Below are 17316 nucleotides of genomic sequence, written 5' to 3'. Positions count from 1 at the left end.
ATTGTAATGATATCACGGGAATAATCCGTCCCGAGAACTTGAATGGTCTTCCCGGTAATCCAATTTGCAAACCGGGGTATCTTACCAAGTTCCTTTGGATAGATGCGTTCAAAATAAGTTGTTGGATTTATATATTTCGAGTGACAAAACGGAGTTTGTTGATATTGAGTTTACATATATCTACTAAAATGAACTTATTAAAAGATTCAACGGAATGGAGTTAAAAACTATGGACAAGAAAAAAGTCGGCTTGAAGCCGTTTTTCTCTCTGATTTTATCAACAGGAATCCCAAAGCTAGCTTTAGCAGTCGGCTTGACGGCAGGTGTGTTGACAACACTTGCAGGTTTGGTTGTTCCTTTACTAACGAAAAACTTAGTGGATGGCTTTTCAGTTGCCTCGTTAAGCGTCCCGATAATGATTGCTATCGGGGTAGCATTTATTGTTCAAGCAGTAATTGATGGGGTATCCATTTATTTGCTGAGTTATGTAGGACAAAAAGTAGTTGCGAGATTACGTGAAAGAATGTGGACAAAACTGCTTCGTTTGCCTGTCAGTCATTTTGACAAGGAATCTAGCGGTGAAACGGTGAGCCGTGTCGTCAATGATACGGGAATCGTGAAAGAATTGATTACGCAACATTTCCCGCAATTCATTACGGGTATCATTTCGATTATAGGTGCGGTGACGATCCTGCTTATTATGGATTGGAAAATGACACTTATCATGTTGATTTCTGTTCCAATTACAGTGGGAATCATGATTCCATTAGGCACCAAAATGGCGAAAATTTCTCGTGGATTACAAGATGAAACAGCTATATTCACAGGCAATATTCAACAGACACTCGGCGAAATTCGCTTGATGAAAGCTTCTAATGCTGAACAGAACGAAGAGACGAGTGGAAAAGCTGGAATCGGGAAATTACTCGGTTTTGGCTTGAAAGAAGCTCGAATCACTGCTCTGATTGCTCCCTTTATGTATCTAGTTGTTATGGTTGTCATCGTCATGATTATCGGATATGGCGGTATGCGTGTTGCGAACGGCACAATGTCGACAGGTGCCCTTGTTGCATTCCTGTTGTATCTGTTCCAAATTATTTTTCCAATTACATCATTTGCAATGTTCTTCACACAATTGCAGAAAGCGAAAGGTGCAACAGAGCGTATTATCGACATTTTGGAATTGCCGTTGGAAGAGGGACAAGATGGATTGGTGATGGATATTGCGAACAAACCAATTCAAGTTGTGGACGTATCGTTTGCCTATGAAGACGACGAGCCAGTGATTGGAAATGTGTCCTTTGAGGCCCAGCCTGGTGAAATGATTGCATTCGCCGGACCGAGTGGTGGAGGGAAAACGACGATGTTCGGATTACTTGAGCGTTTTTACGAACCGACATCCGGTGAAATTCAAATTGGCGGAGTGCCGATAAAAGAGTTGTCGATGGCGTCATGGCGTAGTCAAATCGGTTACGTTTCACAAGAGAGTGCCATGATGGCAGGGACAATTCGTGAAAACTTATGTTATGGTTTAGAAAATGGGGCAAACATTTCGGATCAAAGGCTTTGGGAAGTCGCTGAAATGGCGTATGCCGACGAATTTGTTAAAACATTTTCGAAGGGATTGGACACAGAAGTCGGTGAACGAGGTGTGAAACTTTCGGGAGGGCAAAGGCAACGTATCGCCATCGCCCGTGCTTTTTTACGGGATCCAAAGATATTGATGATGGACGAAGCAACTGCGAGCCTGGATAGCCAATCGGAAGGCGTCGTTCAAGATGCACTGACGCGATTGATGGAAGGGCGTACAACATTCGTTATTGCCCACAGGTTATCAACTATTGTCGATGCAGATAAAATCATTTTCATCGAAAATGGGCAAGTGACAGGCAGTGGAACTCATAAAGAATTGATACAATCACATACATTGTATCGTGAATTTGCTGAACAACAATTGGCGTAAGAGAGAAAACGGGTAAGAGCTGTTCGATTTGCTTTATATTGTACATGAAAAACAGAGGTCGTCTGGAACTAGACACTGCACCTAGTTGAAAACGTATACTTATCTTTTAAAAAAGGTGTTGCCCACAAGTCGGAAATTTAGCGACTCATAGGGCAACACCTTTTTGTATGTTAACGAGGTTTACTCCTCTTTTTTTCCGACTATCCCATAAAAGAAAAGCGTTATAAGATCTTCAGTCATCGGGAGTACAGTTAAGGAGACATCTTTTTGCTGTAAATAGTCTTTAAACATTTGCATATAAACTAAAATTGCTTCATTCGACATGTTTTGATCAATAAACCCTTGCTCTTTTCCCTCGTCAAACAAAGCAATCATGCGAGGAATTGCTTCTCTTGTATATATTTCTTCAACATAACTTTTTCCGGTTGAATAATCATTCATAAAGTATTGGAAAAATTGGCTGTTAAATTGATTTGCATAGTCACTTTTGCTGAAAGTAATTTGCTTTATTTTATCCAAAAAAGGAAGATCACTATTTAATTGCTTTTTTTGTTCTTCCCATATTTGGTCTACATAGAATTTGAGAACGAGCTGGGTTAAATTTTCTTTACTTTCAAAGTATTTATAAATCGTAACCTGAGATACATTCGCTTTCGCAGCGATTTCAGCAATCGAAACTTTTTGGACACCAGCATCCATAAATAATGTCAATGCAGCTTGTAGAATCGCATTTTCTTTTTGTTCTCTACGTCGTTGAAATCCATCCACCTCTTTCACCTCATTGCTAGTTTAGCGGAAGATATGTAATAAAACAATATAAATAGTGCATAAACTATTGTTAAGGAGTTTGTTTTCTTATATTATGAACTATAAAGACTATAATATTTCAAAACTAATACGTTTTTTATGAATGGGGGATTAACAATGACTGTATTAAAAACGACCAATTTAACGAAAAAGTTCGGTGGTTTTACAGCTTTAGATGGAATAGACCTTGAATTGAACAAAGGAGAAGTTTTTGGTTTCATCGGTCCGAATGGTGCTGGAAAGTCTACCACTATCCGCGTATTACTCGGAATTTTAAAGGCAACAGAGGGAACTGTTGAGATTTTTGGTAAGGATGCGTGGGAAGACGCAGTTGAAATACATAAGCGTATTGCTTATGTGCCAGGAGATGTGAATCTGTGGCCAAATTTAACCGGTGGTGAGGTAATTGATTTATTCGTGAAATTGCGAGGGGCAAATCATGAAAGTCGGCGTGAGGAACTCATTCGCAAATTCGATTTAGATCCAACTAAAAAATGTAGAACGTATTCAAAAGGAAACCGGCAAAAGGTGGCATTGATTGCTGCCTTCTCGTCAGAAGCAGAACTTTATATATTGGATGAACCGACGTCAGGCCTTGATCCGTTAATGGAACAAGTTTTCCAACAGTGTGTGATGGATGTGAAAAGAGCAGGGAAGAGTGTCCTACTTTCCAGTCATATTTTATCTGAAGTAGAAAAGTTGTGTGACAGGGTCGGTATTATTAGGCAAGGGAAGATTATCGAAACAGGAACTTTACGTGAATTACGACATTTAACCCGTACAAATCTTTTGGTAGAGACAAAACAACCGATTACGTTGTTACAAGAAATAACAGGTGTCTATGATATTAAAGAGAAAAATCAAGCACTGTCATTCCAAGTAGAAACTGAAGCATTGGCCACTGTTATGAAACATATTAGTCAATTCGGTATTGTGAAATTGGAAAGTGCACCACCAACTTTAGAGGATTTATTTATGGGGTACTATGAAGGAAACTCTGAGGGAACTGAAGAAACGGGAGTGGGAGGTGCGTCTTAATGGCGAAGCATTTGTACAAAAACACTGGAACTTTATCTCGTTTAATCATAAGAAGAGATCGTATCCGACTTCCGATTTGGTTGCTATCTTTAGCGATTCTTACATTTTCTATCGCCCTCTCATTTACAGATCTTTACGCGACGGAGCAAGACAGACAGGCAATTGCTGAAACGATGAAGAACCCTGCCATGACTGCGATGGTCGGTAAAGGATATGGCTTAGAAAATTACACGTCAGGTGCTATGATGGCTCACCAAATGTTGCTCTTCACAGCTGTGGCAGTTGCAATTATGAGTATCTTACTTGTTGTACGTCATACAAGAGCGGATGAAGAGGACGGACGTATTGAAATGATCCGTTCGCTTCCTACTGGACGATTATCAAATTTACATGCAACCATTCTTGTTATATGCGGAGTGAATGTCATCATGGCGCTCATTATCGGTATTGGTTTGTCCGTTCTGAATATAGAAGGTATGGGTATGGAAGGTTCGCTCTTATATGGAGCGGCTTTAGCGGCAACAGGTATTTTTTTCACAGCGCTAACTGCAGTGTTTGCACAGATTTCGGAAAGTTCTCGAGGCACGACCGGATTATCCTTTACAGCGTTGGGTATTGCTTATTTCATCCGTGCAATAGGGGATGTAGGCAATGAGGGACTTTCTTGGTTTTCGCCGTTTGGTTGGGTATTGGGTGCGCAAGTATATGTGAATAATTACTGGTGGCCAATTTTACTGACGATTGGTGCCGCACTTATCTTGGTCATTGTCGCACTCTATCTGAATGCTATCCGTGATCTAGGATCGGGATTTTTATCCTCCAAACCTGGGAAAAAACATGCATCAGCCTTTTTACAAAGCCCGCTTGGGTTGACGTTAAGGCTTCAGCGTACATCGTTAATAGCCTGGGCAATTGGAATGTACGTGCTAGGCGCCTCTTATGGCTCGGTTTTAGGGGACTTGGATTCCTTCTTTGAAGATATCGACATAATGAAGGATCTTATAGCACCTGTTGAAGGGCTTTCATTAACAGAACAATTCATCCCAATGCTTATGTCCATTATGGCGATGATCTGCACAATTCCGGCTCTAATGGCCATGCTCAAGTTGATAGGGGAAGAGAGGAAGGAGCGTACGGAGCATTTACTAAGTCGGGCGGTATCCCGTTCGCGGCTGATGGGCAGCACGTTTAGCGTTGCCATTGCCGTCAGCTTTGTAATGTTGTCTCTTACAGCAATCGGTCTTTGGTCAGCAGGTGTAGTCGTTATAGACGGGGGTATCTCTTTTGGAATGATTTACGGGGCGGCAATGGTTTATCTCCCTGCGATATGGATTATGATTGGGTTTGCGGTACTTCTCATTGGGATTGCACCGAGAGTGACGAGTTTAACTTGGGTATACTTGCTCTATTCATTCATTGTTGTTTACTTAGGTGGGTTGCTTAAATTTCCGGAATGGATGGGTAATCTATCTCCATATGGTCATATTCCTCAACTTCCTGTTGAAGGTATGAATTTTATGATGTTCTTCATACTGACAGTTTTTGCGGGTGTGTTAGTGATTGTCGGCTTTATCGGGTATTCGAAACGGGATATTGAAGGCTGAGCTATATTCGTACTCTGATAAAACCAAAAGTACACCTCAAGAATATCTAAGTGATGTACTCTTGTTAATAATATGTGAAATATTATTAACAAAACATGATTTTAAGTAACCTCGTGTACATTCACTTGTCCTAAATGTTGTATAGAAGTCATCTATACAATTCTTGCCATAAAAACCTATCCGTGTTAAACTATTCTTACTATTAGTGAGCGGGGGTGAGGAATGATGTTAGACACTGTGTATGCACGTGGAAGTCTATTGGAATATTTAGCCACTTCATGTGCGATTACTCATGAAATTGCAGTCGACGGGACGAGTCTGTCCTTTTCTAGACAATTTCAGTAATCACACAGCTGTTTAGCATGCATTCCTTGCGAAAATTTTTAAGGGGAAGATCGCTTACACGCGGTCTTTTTTGTTGTCTAGACTCCAGTGCTTTTTGGGTCTACCAAGGCGCTAGCTCTTTTCGTGAGATGCTTCCAGTTGTGAAAACAGGACGAGGGGAAGCGGAAAATGATGATATGTACAGTTCAACAAATAAGCAAAATGCTCGGTGGGAATATGATTTTTGAGAATCTTTCTTTGGACATTAAAACAGGTGATAAATTAGGTGTTGTCGGACGGAACGGTAGTGGGAAAACAACGTTATTTAAGTTGATTTCGGGAGCGGAGCAACCTGACAGTGGGGCAATTCATTTTAAAAAGGGTACAAAGATAGGCTATTTAGCGCAAATCCCTTTATATGAAAAAGAAACGACCGGTTATGATGTGCTCAACAGTGCATTTGTAGAACTAAAAGAAATGCAGGCAAAAATGTCGGAGTTAGAAGCAGAGCTAGCCAATGCCGGAAACGCGGACATGGATAAGTTGCTTCGGGTATACGGAGATTTACAGGAGGAATTCGCCAATCGTGAGGGCTATGCCGTAGATTCGGAAATTGAGAAAGTCATCAATGGATTGCAATTGAAACCGTTTGTTGGACGTTCTTTTGGGCAATTGAGCGGTGGCGAACAGACGAAGATTATGCTTGGGAAGCTATTATTAACGAAACCTGATTTGTTGTTATTGGATGAACCGACGAATCATTTGGACTTATTTGCAGTTGAATGGTTGGAAGCATATTTAACGGATTACTCAGGAACAGTAGTTATTATTTCACATGACCGTTACTTCTTGGATTGTGTCGTGACGAAGGTTGCTGATCTTGAAGAAGGGGAGATTCATCTTTATTACGGGAATTATTCTGCCTTTATTCTAGAAAAAGAAGCGCGTCTCATGAGGGAATTCCAAAATTACGAAGAGCAACAAAAGAAAATTAAAAAAATGAAAGAGGCCATTAAACGGCTCCACCAATGGGCAAATGAAGCCAATCCTCCAAACCCTGGATTGCACCGACAAGCGCGCAATATGGAACGGGCGCTAGAACGGATGGAAAAAGTAAGAAAGCCACTTATCGACCCGAAGAAAATGACTTTGTCGTTTGAAGCTGCGCCACGGAGTGGTAAGGAAGTCGTTGTAATGGAAGGAATCACGAAATCATTTGGTCAACAGGAGCTATTGAAGGGTGCGGACTTCCATGTGTATTGGAAGGATCGAACAGCGATTGTAGGGCGGAATGGATGCGGGAAATCGACCGTACTGAGAATTCTTTTAGGTGAGCTTCCGATTGACACTGGAATGAGTAAAGTGGGAAGTAATGTGAAAATCGGATTCTTGTCGCAGCACTTTGAAATTTCGGATCCGAAGGCGCGTTTGATAGATGTCTTTCGGGGTGAAGTAACTATTGCCGAAGGGGAAGCCCGACATATATTAGCGAAGTTTATGTTTTACGGTCCAGATGTATTCATGCGAGTTGGCGACCTAAGCGGTGGAGAGCGCATGCGGCTTCGATTGGCACAGCTGATGTACCAGGACGTCAATTTCCTTGTGCTTGACGAGCCAACAAACCATTTGGATATTGAGTCACGTGAAGTGCTTGAAGAGGCACTGGAAGACTTTACGGGTACAATCGTTGCCGTTTCACATGATCGTTATTTCTTGAATAAATTATTCTCTCGCACAGCATGGTTGGAAGATGGACTCATGACGACATTTGAAGGACCCTATAATTGGGCACGTGAAAAGTGGCAAGAGATTCAAAGTCGCATGGTAGTCGGAGTGCCTGAACCCATTGCAGTGAAAAAGCCGAAGATAGATAAAAAGGAAAAAGAAGTAACTATAAACGTGGAACAAGAAATAGCGAGACTTGAACAAAAAATCGATTCATTGGAAAAGGAAGCGGAAGACGAATCTGATTGGATGAAATATGAATCAATCATGGCGGAAGTTACCGTGATTAAACAAGAGCTAGAGTCTTATTATGAAATATGGATGAGAGAAGTAGAATAGGTACTGAGTGTATACAGTCTGGGAGGGAGTAATCCTTTCCCAGACTTTTTCGTTCTTAAGAAAAAACTTGCATAATTCTTTCAGGCGGAGTAATATAATGACTAGATGACCGAAACGGTTTTATGGTCAATAAGATAATCCATTCAAAGTGAGGTGGAAAAATGGACCGCAGGCAAGAAATTCTCGAGGGAGCCGCGAAATCATTTTCGCTGTTCGGCTATAAAGCAACAACGATGGACCAAGTTGCAAAAATTGCGAATGTCGGCAAAGGAACAATCTATACGTTCTTCTCCAATAAAGAAGAACTGTTCAATGCCATTGTATTGAAGATGATTAACGAAATGCGTGCGGAAGCAGATGCTGTTTCTGTTGAAGGTGCACCTTTTGAACAAAATGCCCATGCTAGACTGATGCAAATGCTCAAATTCCGTGGAACGCATCAATTGTATGTGAAGTTAATAGATGAAGAAAAAGAACTGCGTACACCTGCCGTAGGTGAAGTGCTACAGGCAATTGAAAAAGAAATCGTTTTTTATGTAAAAGAGAAGATCGAAAAGGGAATTGCCAAAGGTGAAGTAAAGCCTTGCGATACAGAACTTGTCGCATATATGTTATTTAAAGCATACCTCGCACTTGTCTCAGACTGGGATAAAACCCACGATGAAGAGCTATCGGAAGAGCGTATCGCTGCGTTATTAAATGGGACCATTTTTAAAAGTCTCTTAGTTTGAGACTTTATTTTTTATTCTGAAATGACTACTTGAGGAAAGTGGTCAACCAGTACAGGAGGAAGTAAATAGATGAAAAATTCAATGACATGGGCAGAGTGGAAACTGCTCTTACGTTCAAAAAAAATAATCGTTCCACTGATAGCTATATTGTTTATCCCTGTCCTTTATGCAGGCATGTTTTTATGGGCGTTTTGGAATCCATATGCCAATATGAGTGATTTGCCTGTTGCAATCGTCGACCTTGATAATGGGGCGGAAATGGACGGCAAACAACTGGCCCTTGGGAAGGAACTGACCGATAAATTAATTGACAGTAAGCAGTTTGATTTTAAGAAAGTATCAAAATCAGATGCAGAAAATGGGCTCGAAAATGAAGATTATTACGTCGTAATTGAAATACCGGAAAACTTCTCCGAACATGCAACAACACTTTTGGATGATGAACCGGAAAAACTGACAATTGTCTATAAGCCAAATGAAGGGTTCAACTTCCTATCTGCTCAGATCGGAGAAACGGCAATGGATCGGATCCGTGCAGAAGTGAATGAACAAGTCGCTTCAACGTACGCGGAAAAGCTCTTTGATTCCATTACGGAAATGGGCGATGGATTCGGTGAAGCGGCGGACGGCGCCGGTGAATTACATGATGGTGCCGCAAAACTATCATCAGGTGCAGATGAATTGAAAGGGTATCTTGAAACGTTGGCAAGTAGCACGATTACACTTGCGGATGGTTCACAGAAACTTGCACAAGGAGCGAACGATGCAGCTAAAGGTGCCAATGAGTTGAATAAAGGACTCGGTACTTTATCGCAAGGGTCAAAAGATCTTCTTGCAGGTGCACAAAAGGCGTCAGCAGGAGCTGGAGGACTTAAGGATGGCATCGCTGGCTATACAGAAGGTGTCGGCCAATTGACCGCAAGTTACGGTCAAATGGGTCAGAAGGAACAAGAATTTAACGCAGCTGTTGGGACATTGAAAGAGAAATCAGGGCAATTGAATGGTGCGGCAGGTCAGCTTTCTGGTGCGGCCGGAAATTTAACTGCTGGAATTGAGGGGTTGTCTACACAGCTCGCTCCTGTTCTTGCTGAACTTTCAGAGGAACAACAAACTGCAATCAAAGAAACACTCGGCCAATTGAAACAAGGAAGCGCTGAACTTTCTGGCGGAATGAAAGAATTATCTGCTGGTACAGCTTCAATGGCGGCAGGTACCACAGATTTAAATGGCGCTGCAGGTCAACTTTCCGGCGCACATAGTCAAGGACTTGCTGGGTTAGAGAAGTTGAACGGATCTTCCCCACAACTAATTGAAGGGGCGAACGCTCTTGCGTCAGGCAACGATACACTTGCAGCTGGATTGAAACAATTTTCTGAAGGCGTCACGGCTGCACAGAAAGGGTCATCCGATCTTGCAACAGGCCTCACTTCATTAACAGAAGGAACGGGTACACTACAAACAGGAACAGAAACACTTGCATCTAAATCGCAAGAACTTGCTAAAGGATCAGCGACAATTGCTGATGGTATAGTTGAACTTGATGAAGGAACATTGACGCTGCAAGAAAAACTTGCGGAAGCAAATGGAACTGCTAGTGAAGTGAATCCGACAGACAAAACATATGGAATGGTCGGGGCACCTGTAGATGTTGAGAAAGATGGCATTAACCAAGTACCGAACTATGGTACCGGTTTTGCACCATACTTCTTGTCACTTGGATTATTTGTTGGTGCGCTTCTTCTTTCCATCGTCTTCCCGCTAGTCGAACCGGCTATTAAACCGACAGGGGCATTCGGATGGTTCACAAGTAAAGTTTCTGTGCTGGCGATCGTCGGTCTATTGCAGGCACTTATCGCAGCAGGAGTTGTGAAATTTGCACTCGGCATGGAAACAGTGAATACACCGTTATTCGTCTTGACTGCGATCATCACGAGCTACACATTCATTGCGCTTGTACAGATGTGCGTGTCCATTCTTTCAGACGCGGGACGTTTTGTAGCAATCCTTGTCCTGATCTTGCAATTGACGACAAGCGCAGGGACATTCCCGCTCGAATTAATACCGGCACCACTGCAAATTTTCAACACATTATTGCCGATGACGTATTCCGTACAAGCATTCAAAGCCGCCATCTCAACAGGCAATATGTCATTCCTTTGGATGAACAACGGTATTCTCATCGGATTCATGGTCGCGTTCCTTGCGATTACATTCGGATACTTTGCACTTCTTTACAAAAAGAGGTATTCAAAAGAAACAGTAGAAGCGTAAATTAAGTTAAAGTAGCCCCTCTAGGCGGAAGGAATTCCGTGATAGAGGGGCTTTTTGTTAGTTGCTAAAAGTTCGTAACGTTTTGGCTGAACAAGACACCATTCTGCCAAAAGTAAACAACGCATTGCGTCGACTAGACAACGTTTGCCTAATACTAAACAACATAATTCGGAGTTCGCAACGTAACCGAAGAACTAAGCAACGTATCGCATCAACTAGACGACGCTTTGCAGAAACTAAACAACGTGCAGTAATATACCTTATAGGAATTTCTACGAATGGTTATACAATCCGTTCAAGATCCTACAAAATCGCCACCATCAACATGTATTGTCTGGCCAGTCATATAACTGGAATCACTTGAAGCGAGAAACACATAAGCCGGCGCATTTTCAGCAGGTTGGCCCCGACGTTTAACCGGTGTGTTTGCTCCATGTTCTTTGACTTTCTTTGCGTCAAACGTGGCCGGAATGAGCGGTGTCCAAATTGGACCAGGCGCAACGGCGTTGACACGTATTCCTTTTTCGGCCAAGTTTAGTGCAATAGAACGTGTAAAGGAAGTAATCGCACCTTTTGTTGCGGAATAATCGAGCAATTCTTTTGACCCATTATACGCCGTAATAGATGAGGTATTGATGATGGTATCGCCGTCAGTCATATGATTCAAAGCCGCCTTCGTCATATAAAATAAACCGAAGAAATTCGTGTCGAACGTTTCCCGAAGCTGATCGGCTGAAATCAACGAGATATTTTTTTGTGGAAACTGTTTACCGGCATTGTTGACAAGAATATTCAAACCACCGAATTCATTAACAACCTTATCCACCAATTGCTCGCAATGCTCTTCCTCACTAATATCAATTCGGATTTTCAGCGCTTTTCCACCATAGCCTTCAATAAGCTTCACCGTTTTATCCGCGTCGATATCCTCCTGTTCATCCAAATATGCAATCGCTACATTCGCACCTTCCTTTGCAAAGGCAACCGCTACTGCCCGACCAATACCGCTATCGCCGCCTGTGATTAAAGCGTTTTTCCCTGTCAATTTGCCTGAACCAGTATAATTTTCATCATCATAAATCGGTGCTGGATCCATTTCTGCTTCTACACCAGGTTGCTGGTCCTGAGTCTGCCCTGAAACCTGATTATCAATTTTTTCGTATTTATCTTTTGGCATAATAATTCCTCCTCTGCTGATTGTTGTATAGAGGGATTATTCCCTGAATCGATTTCTATAAACACATTGTTTAACTATAAAAGAAGTGTTTCACCGGTTTTTTTACCATTGAAAGAGGGAATAGGAAAATAAGAAAGAAGGTGATTTCATTGAGGAATCAAACAGTTTGGGACCGAATTAAACTGCCGGTTGCCTCAATCAGTTGGCTCTTGTCGATACTAGCCATATTGATCATTACATACAATGCGGTACCGCTTTATTACTATTTGGCATTCGGTGTTCTAGCATTATTATTCTTCAGTGTGTCGGACAGAGCTGCATTTTTCTTTTATATCACATTAATGCTTGTGACAGTATTCTATATTCTCTTCCTAGCATTTAAAGAAGGCTGGCAACCGGGTGAACAGGCGTTGGCAATCGGTCTGCATTTCATTTTCTTGATTCATTTATTTTCGTTATATAGCTTATCGAAATATGTCTATCAGATTGGTACGGAAAATAGGTTACTAAAAAGCCGTATTGCTCAGTTAGAAGAATATATTTTGGAAGAGGGCGTTTTGACGAAGCATGAATTTGAGAAACAGGCGGTACTTATATTATCTAATATGAGCCGCCGTCAGGAAACAGGATTCTATTTAAAAGCAGATTTAATTGATATGAATCGGACGGTTCAGAAGAAAGTCATGCATACTCTAGCAAGTATGATGTATGCGGCGTTTAGGAAAAACTATGATATCGTCGGTCAATATGATAATACAACACTGATAGTTCTAGTTCAGAATACTGAAGAAGAAGGCCTTGGTATTGTAAGGGGACGGCTCGAAAAACTCATGATAGAACGTCTAGAAGAGGGTACCATCGAGAAGATTAGGTGGACCGTAATAAAAATAGACGGAGATAAGACCTTGCGTGAATCGGCGGTGGTCACATGAAAGGTCGACTTTGGGTTTTAATTCTGAGTTTTTCTCTGTTTCTTACTCTGCTTGTAGTCGCGGTGATATTCAATGTTAGATTGTTACTGTTTTTTACTACAGCACTTTTTTTAGTATTGCTCCTTTATTATTCTGTTTTAACGATTGCTGGGTTGTACAGCCGGCTTACAAACAAAAAAATCCCAGTATTGGACTATTATCCGGGTGTAGATATTTTAATCCCAGCTCACAATGAAGGAGTTGTTATTAAGGACACAATAGAAGCGATGGTGGCAATCGATTATCCAGGTATTCTGCAAATTTATATATTGAATGATAACTCATCCGATAATACAGCCGAAATCGCGGAGGCGTTTGCAAATGCCTTTAAAAATGTCCACCATATAAAAGTACCTCCAGGTGAGCCACGTGGGAAATCTAGGGTACTTAATTATGGTCTAAGTATTTCGGATAACAAATATTATTGTGTGTATGATGCGGACAATCAACCGGAACGGCACGCGCTTGTAAAGTTGGTCGCAATTGCAGAGACCCAGGAACGGGCAGGCGGAGCTGTTGGATATGTACGAACGATGAATGAATCAGCAACTTGGCTCACAAGAATGATTTCTATTGAGTTTCAAGTATTTCAACTGCTTATGCAATCGGGAAGGTGGCAATTGTTCAAAACGGGATCACTTACTGGCACGAACATGCTTGTAAAGCGATCGGTCATAGAAGAACTTGGAGGATACGATCCATACGCTATTGCGGAAGATGCAGAATTGACACTGCGTATTACACAAAAAGGGTATTATTTGCCGATTGTCCCAGAGTCAATCACATGGGAGCAAGAGCCTGAAACGCTTGGCGTCTACTTGAAACAACGGACAAGATGGCTGCAAGGGAACTTGTATATTGTAGAAAAAACACTAACAGAACCAGGTTATTTCAAAGGCAAGCTGCTCGTCCATTCCATTCATCAGCTGCTTGTTTACGTCATTTTTTGGTTTTTTCTTGTGTTTTCCTATATATGGTTTGTGCTGGGAATCCTTGATGTCTTTTTTATCGAATACACCTATCCGCTCTTATTCATCTGGTATCTTGCCTATATTGTGTATACAGCGCAGTTATTTGCAGCACAGGCGAGTCAAAGAACCTTTTCACCAGTTAATATTTTTGTCAGTGTCATTATGTACTTTACGTACGCACAGCTATTTTCTTATTTGTTCGTGCGCAGTTTAATCTTTTATATAAAGGCTAAGAAAAACCGCCAAACAATTGGCTGGGATAAAACAGAGAGATTTAAGTCAAAATAAAACGAGTTACTTGGGCAGTCGATGTCCAAGTAACTCGTTTTATATTATAAAAGTCCAATCCATTTCCAATACGTAGCACTAAACAGCAGGATGAGTAAATACCCGATAACCGTTAGCGCTATACCTGATTTCAAGAAATCCTTTACCGTGAATGAACCGGTACCGTAAGCGAGCATGTTTTGCGGTGCGCTGACTGGAAGAAGGAACCCAAAACTGATAACGAATTGTTGGATCAAGACAAATCCGACACTGTTCGCATCCAAGGAAATCGTCGTGGTAAGCGCGATGAAAATCGGGATAAGTGCCGATGATAAGCTCGTCGCACTGGCGAATCCGAGGTGAATGAGAATGTTGAATAACGACAGCAAGGCAATCGTTGCAAGAAGCGGCATATTGTCAAGACCCATTGCACCGAACACTCTATTGGACAGCCACTGAGCGCCTCCTGTATCTAAGAGGACGGTACCAAGTGCAATCCCCACAGCAAAGACGATGATCGTACCCCATGGAATAAGTTTTTCAACCGTTTTCCAGTCAAATACGCCGATTCTTGGTGAGAGAAGAATCGCAATCGCGACAAGAGTCACTGTCGTCGTATCAAACGGGTGGAGTACTTCTTCTGTTGACCAGAAGAACAGCAGTGCAAGAGCGACAACAATTAATCTTTTTTCTGACGACTTCATCGGACCAAGTTCTTTTAGCTGACCTTGGATCAATTCTTTCCCGCCTTCGACAACCTGTGTTTCCGGCTTAATCAGCTTAATCATTATGAAATACAAAGCAATAGACATAAGGATTGCCCACGGAGCTGCATACAAGAACCAAGCTCCCCAAGAGACGGATACACCCATTTCCTTTTCAATGAAACCGAGCGCAACCATATTTTGTGCGGCACCGGTTTTGATTCCTATATTCCAGATTGAGACGGATTGGACAGCAGTGATGACCAGAAGTGCACCAAGCCGACTATTATGAGGTAGTCCGAACGCTGCAACCATTCCGAGTAGAATCGGAACAACTGCGCCCGCACGTGCTGTTGCACTTGGTACGAAGAACGCAAGTACAATGGATACAATTATGGCGCCGAAAACGATAGCCCCCGTTTTAACCCCGACTTTTGATAGGATATAGAGCGCCAACCGTTTGTGAAGATTTGTTGCTTGCATTGCTGCGGCTAAAAATAGAGCGGCAGCAACAAGAGCAACTGCCGAATTGGAGAATCCGCCAAGGGCCATTTGAAGAGCGGATTTTGTGCCTAGCATGACATCGGGATTTGCCATATCCGGCGCAAGGCCGAGCGTAACCGCAAGTAGACCGATAATCATTGCTGAACTTACCGGATAAGCCACTGCTTCCGTCATCCAAAGAATGACCGCAAATGCCAAAATGGCGAGTGCACGTTGCCCCATTACAGGCAAGTCGCCAGAATTAGGAAGAAGCATGATGACAATCATGACGGTGAATGCAAGGGCAATCCAATACGGTTTTAAATTTCGTTTTGGCTTAGTAATATTTTCTGTGCTTTCCAAATGTATTCGACCCTTTCTTATTTAAATATAGCTACACTTTTAGGTTACCCAACAAACGCAGGCATTGAAACTAATAGGCTTAATAATCTAAAGCAATTCGATGGAACTTGTGAACTTAAGCTGTAAAACGTAAATATATGAGTTTTTGTAAGGTTTTTTCATTTTTGACTTGCATTATTAAATCTCACTGTGTAGTATTTAAAACGTAATCATTACGATTTAAGAAAAGAGGACAATCTATTATGAATGAAATAAAAAAAGTTCCAGTCACGGTGTTGAGTGGCTTTTTAGGAGCGGGTAAAACAACCGTTTTAAACCATCTTCTTGCAAATCGCGAAGGACTACGAATTGCAGTTATCGTCAATGACATGAGTGAAATCAATATTGATTCGGCTTTAATACAAAACAACGGTTTTTCACGTACGGAAGAAAAGCTTATTGAACTGTCGAATGGCTGTATATGCTGCACATTACGTGAAGATTTAATGATAGAAGTGGAAAAACTTGTGGCTGAAGGTAATATTGACTATATCATCATTGAATCGACGGGTATTTCCGAACCAATTCCCGTGGCACAAACGTTTACGTACATTGATGAAGAAGTTGGAATCGATTTATCCAAAGTATGTCGACTCGACAGTATGGTGACAGTTGTGGACGCGTTCCGTTTCTGGAAGGACTATGAAAGCGGGGAAACGTTGCTCGATCGCAAGCAAACCGATGATGAAAACGATCATCGAGATATAGCAGATCTATTGGTGGATCAACTTGAATTCGCTAATATATTATTAGTAAATAAATTGGATCTTATTAATGAAGATTATAAAGAGCCATTTTTTGCATTCCTTAAGAAGATGAACCCAGACGCAGAGATCATACCGATTGAATTCGGTCGTGTGGATCCTGTGAAGATTTTGAACCGTCAGTTGTTTGATTTCGACAAGTCGAGTCAAGGGGCGGGGTGGATAAAGGAATTAAACGAGGAACATGTACCGGAAACCGATGAATACGGCATTACATCTTTTGTGTACAGGAGAAGACGTCCATTCCATCCGGAGAGATGGCATGAATGGCTGACAGGGTTCCCACAAGAAATTGTTCGTTCGAAAGGTTTTTTCTGGTTAGCAACGCGCCCGGATATGGCAGGATTGCTATCGCAGGCTGGTTCTTCAATTATATTCCAAGGGGCAGGTCAGTGGATTGCAGCACTTCCGAAGGCACAACAAAAGTTAGTTTTCGCCGACGACCCGGAATTGTTGGAACGTTGGGATGACAAGCATGGTGATCGTCAGACGGAACTGGTTTTCATCGGACTTGATATGGACAGAGAAGAGATTGAAGAGGATCTGGATGATTGCTTGTTGACAGATGAGGAAATGGCGATGGATTGGTCTGGATTTGCAGATCCGCTACCGAAGTTCGTGGCGGCTGAATAAGGGGAATAATACGTTCATGGGGTTATATGATCAGTCGAGCATGGGCTATGATTGGTCCGCAAGTTTTTAACGCTAACCAACTAGCTTTTACTACAAAACAAGAAAGAGCTATCCCGTAAGTCGGAAAATATCGACTTACGGG

General features: G+C 41.9%; 13 protein-coding genes. 10 read left to right on the top strand and 3 right to left on the bottom strand.

Translation table 11 applies throughout. The features are described 5' to 3' along the window. Nucleotides 1–229: 229 nt before the first annotated feature. A complete protein-coding gene (locus ACGLYD_RS17165; RefSeq protein ID WP_399629492.1) occupies nucleotides 230–1963 on the top strand; it encodes an ABC transporter ATP-binding protein in 1734 nt (577 codons plus the stop codon). A gap of 180 nt (nucleotides 1964–2143) precedes the next feature. Here the strand turns inward: ACGLYD_RS17165 and ACGLYD_RS17160 are convergent, their stop codons facing one another. Next, nucleotides 2144–2731 (bottom strand): TetR/AcrR family transcriptional regulator, encoded by a 588-nt coding sequence (locus ACGLYD_RS17160; RefSeq protein ID WP_067213374.1) that lies wholly within the window; start codon nucleotides 2729–2731, stop codon nucleotides 2144–2146. Nucleotides 2732–2887: 156 nt separating this feature from the next. Here ACGLYD_RS17160 and ACGLYD_RS17155 point away from each other — a divergent pair, with 156 nt between their 5' ends. From ACGLYD_RS17155 to ACGLYD_RS17130, 6 genes are all read left to right on the top strand, one after another. After that, entirely contained in the window at nucleotides 2888–3808 is a 921-nt protein-coding gene (locus ACGLYD_RS17155) for an ABC transporter ATP-binding protein (protein WP_340741007.1), read from the top strand. After that, nucleotides 3808–5412 (top strand): ABC transporter permease, encoded by a 1605-nt coding sequence (locus tag ACGLYD_RS17150; RefSeq protein WP_067213369.1) that lies wholly within the window; start codon nucleotides 3808–3810, stop codon nucleotides 5410–5412. Before ACGLYD_RS17155 ends, ACGLYD_RS17150 begins: the two co-directional genes overlap by 1 nt. A gap of 222 nt (nucleotides 5413–5634) precedes the next feature. Further along, the gene (locus ACGLYD_RS17145; RefSeq protein ID WP_257722493.1) at nucleotides 5635–5757 is read left to right on the top strand and encodes an RAxF-45 family protein; all 123 of its coding nucleotides are present in this window, start codon (nucleotides 5635–5637) and stop codon (nucleotides 5755–5757) included. Nucleotides 5758–5925: 168 nt separating this feature from the next. Further along, a complete protein-coding gene (gene abc-f, locus ACGLYD_RS17140) occupies nucleotides 5926–7800 on the top strand; it encodes a ribosomal protection-like ABC-F family protein (RefSeq protein ID WP_342539212.1) in 1875 nt (624 codons plus the stop codon). A 161-nt stretch (nucleotides 7801–7961) separates the two neighbouring features. Continuing rightward, a complete protein-coding gene (locus ACGLYD_RS17135; protein WP_067213367.1) occupies nucleotides 7962–8531 on the top strand; it encodes a TetR/AcrR family transcriptional regulator in 570 nt (189 codons plus the stop codon). A gap of 69 nt (nucleotides 8532–8600) precedes the next feature. Beyond that, nucleotides 8601–10802 (top strand): YhgE/Pip family protein, encoded by a 2202-nt coding sequence (locus ACGLYD_RS17130; protein WP_231885731.1) that lies wholly within the window; start codon nucleotides 8601–8603, stop codon nucleotides 10800–10802. 295 nt (nucleotides 10803–11097) lie between these two features. Here ACGLYD_RS17130 and ACGLYD_RS17125 read toward each other — a convergent pair whose 3' ends face one another. Continuing rightward, nucleotides 11098–11979 (bottom strand): SDR family oxidoreductase, encoded by an 882-nt coding sequence (locus tag ACGLYD_RS17125; RefSeq protein ID WP_399629486.1) that lies wholly within the window; start codon nucleotides 11977–11979, stop codon nucleotides 11098–11100. Between the two features lie 149 nt (nucleotides 11980–12128). On the opposite strand from ACGLYD_RS17125, the gene ACGLYD_RS17120 reads away from it, so the two are divergent. Both ACGLYD_RS17120 and ACGLYD_RS17115 read left to right on the top strand, forming a co-directional pair. Then, a complete protein-coding gene (locus ACGLYD_RS17120; RefSeq protein WP_354311961.1) occupies nucleotides 12129–12911 on the top strand; it encodes a hypothetical protein in 783 nt (260 codons plus the stop codon). Next, nucleotides 12908–14209, top strand: a complete 1302-nt coding sequence (locus ACGLYD_RS17115) for a glycosyltransferase (protein ID WP_354311962.1) — start codon at nucleotides 12908–12910, stop codon at nucleotides 14207–14209. The genes ACGLYD_RS17120 and ACGLYD_RS17115 overlap by 4 nt, the downstream gene beginning before the upstream one ends. Before the next feature lie 44 nt (nucleotides 14210–14253). On the opposite strand, the gene ACGLYD_RS17110 is transcribed toward ACGLYD_RS17115, so the two are convergent. Continuing rightward, entirely contained in the window at nucleotides 14254–15663 is a 1410-nt protein-coding gene (locus ACGLYD_RS17110) for a DASS family sodium-coupled anion symporter (RefSeq protein ID WP_399633289.1), read from the bottom strand. Nucleotides 15664–15980: 317 nt separating this feature from the next. On the opposite strand from ACGLYD_RS17110, the gene ACGLYD_RS17105 reads away from it, so the two are divergent. After that, a complete protein-coding gene (locus ACGLYD_RS17105; RefSeq protein ID WP_399629482.1) occupies nucleotides 15981–17174 on the top strand; it encodes a GTP-binding protein in 1194 nt (397 codons plus the stop codon). Nucleotides 17175–17316 lie beyond the last annotated feature (142 nt).

The organism is Sporosarcina sp. SG10008, assembly GCF_044569405.1.
Lineage (GTDB): Bacteria > Bacillota > Bacilli > Bacillales_A > Planococcaceae > Sporosarcina > Sporosarcina psychrophila.
This window is presented reverse-complemented; position numbering and strand designations above follow the sequence as displayed.

Excerpts from the sequence above, each read along its gene's own strand:
- abc-f (WP_342539212.1), top strand. The coding sequence starts at position 5,926 with ATGATGATATGTACAGTTCAACAAATAAGCAAAATGCTCGGTGGGAAT.
- ACGLYD_RS17155 (WP_340741007.1), top strand. The coding sequence starts at position 2,888 with ATGACTGTATTAAAAACGACCAATTTAACGAAAAAGTTCGGTGGTTTT.
- ACGLYD_RS17115 (WP_354311962.1), top strand. The coding sequence starts at position 12,908 with ATGAAAGGTCGACTTTGGGTTTTAATTCTGAGTTTTTCTCTGTTTCTT.
- ACGLYD_RS17165 (WP_399629492.1), top strand. The coding sequence starts at position 230 with ATGGACAAGAAAAAAGTCGGCTTGAAGCCGTTTTTCTCTCTGATTTTA.
- ACGLYD_RS17125 (WP_399629486.1), bottom strand. The coding sequence starts at position 11,979 with ATGCCAAAAGATAAATACGAAAAAATTGATAATCAGGTTTCAGGGCAG.
- ACGLYD_RS17145 (WP_257722493.1), top strand. The coding sequence starts at position 5,635 with ATGATGTTAGACACTGTGTATGCACGTGGAAGTCTATTGGAATATTTA.
- ACGLYD_RS17110 (WP_399633289.1), bottom strand. The coding sequence starts at position 15,663 with ATGATTGTCATCATGCTTCTTCCTAATTCTGGCGACTTGCCTGTAATG.
- ACGLYD_RS17150 (WP_067213369.1), top strand. The coding sequence starts at position 3,808 with ATGGCGAAGCATTTGTACAAAAACACTGGAACTTTATCTCGTTTAATC.
- ACGLYD_RS17130 (WP_231885731.1), top strand. The coding sequence starts at position 8,601 with ATGAAAAATTCAATGACATGGGCAGAGTGGAAACTGCTCTTACGTTCA.
- ACGLYD_RS17105 (WP_399629482.1), top strand. The coding sequence starts at position 15,981 with ATGAATGAAATAAAAAAAGTTCCAGTCACGGTGTTGAGTGGCTTTTTA.
- ACGLYD_RS17135 (WP_067213367.1), top strand. The coding sequence starts at position 7,962 with ATGGACCGCAGGCAAGAAATTCTCGAGGGAGCCGCGAAATCATTTTCG.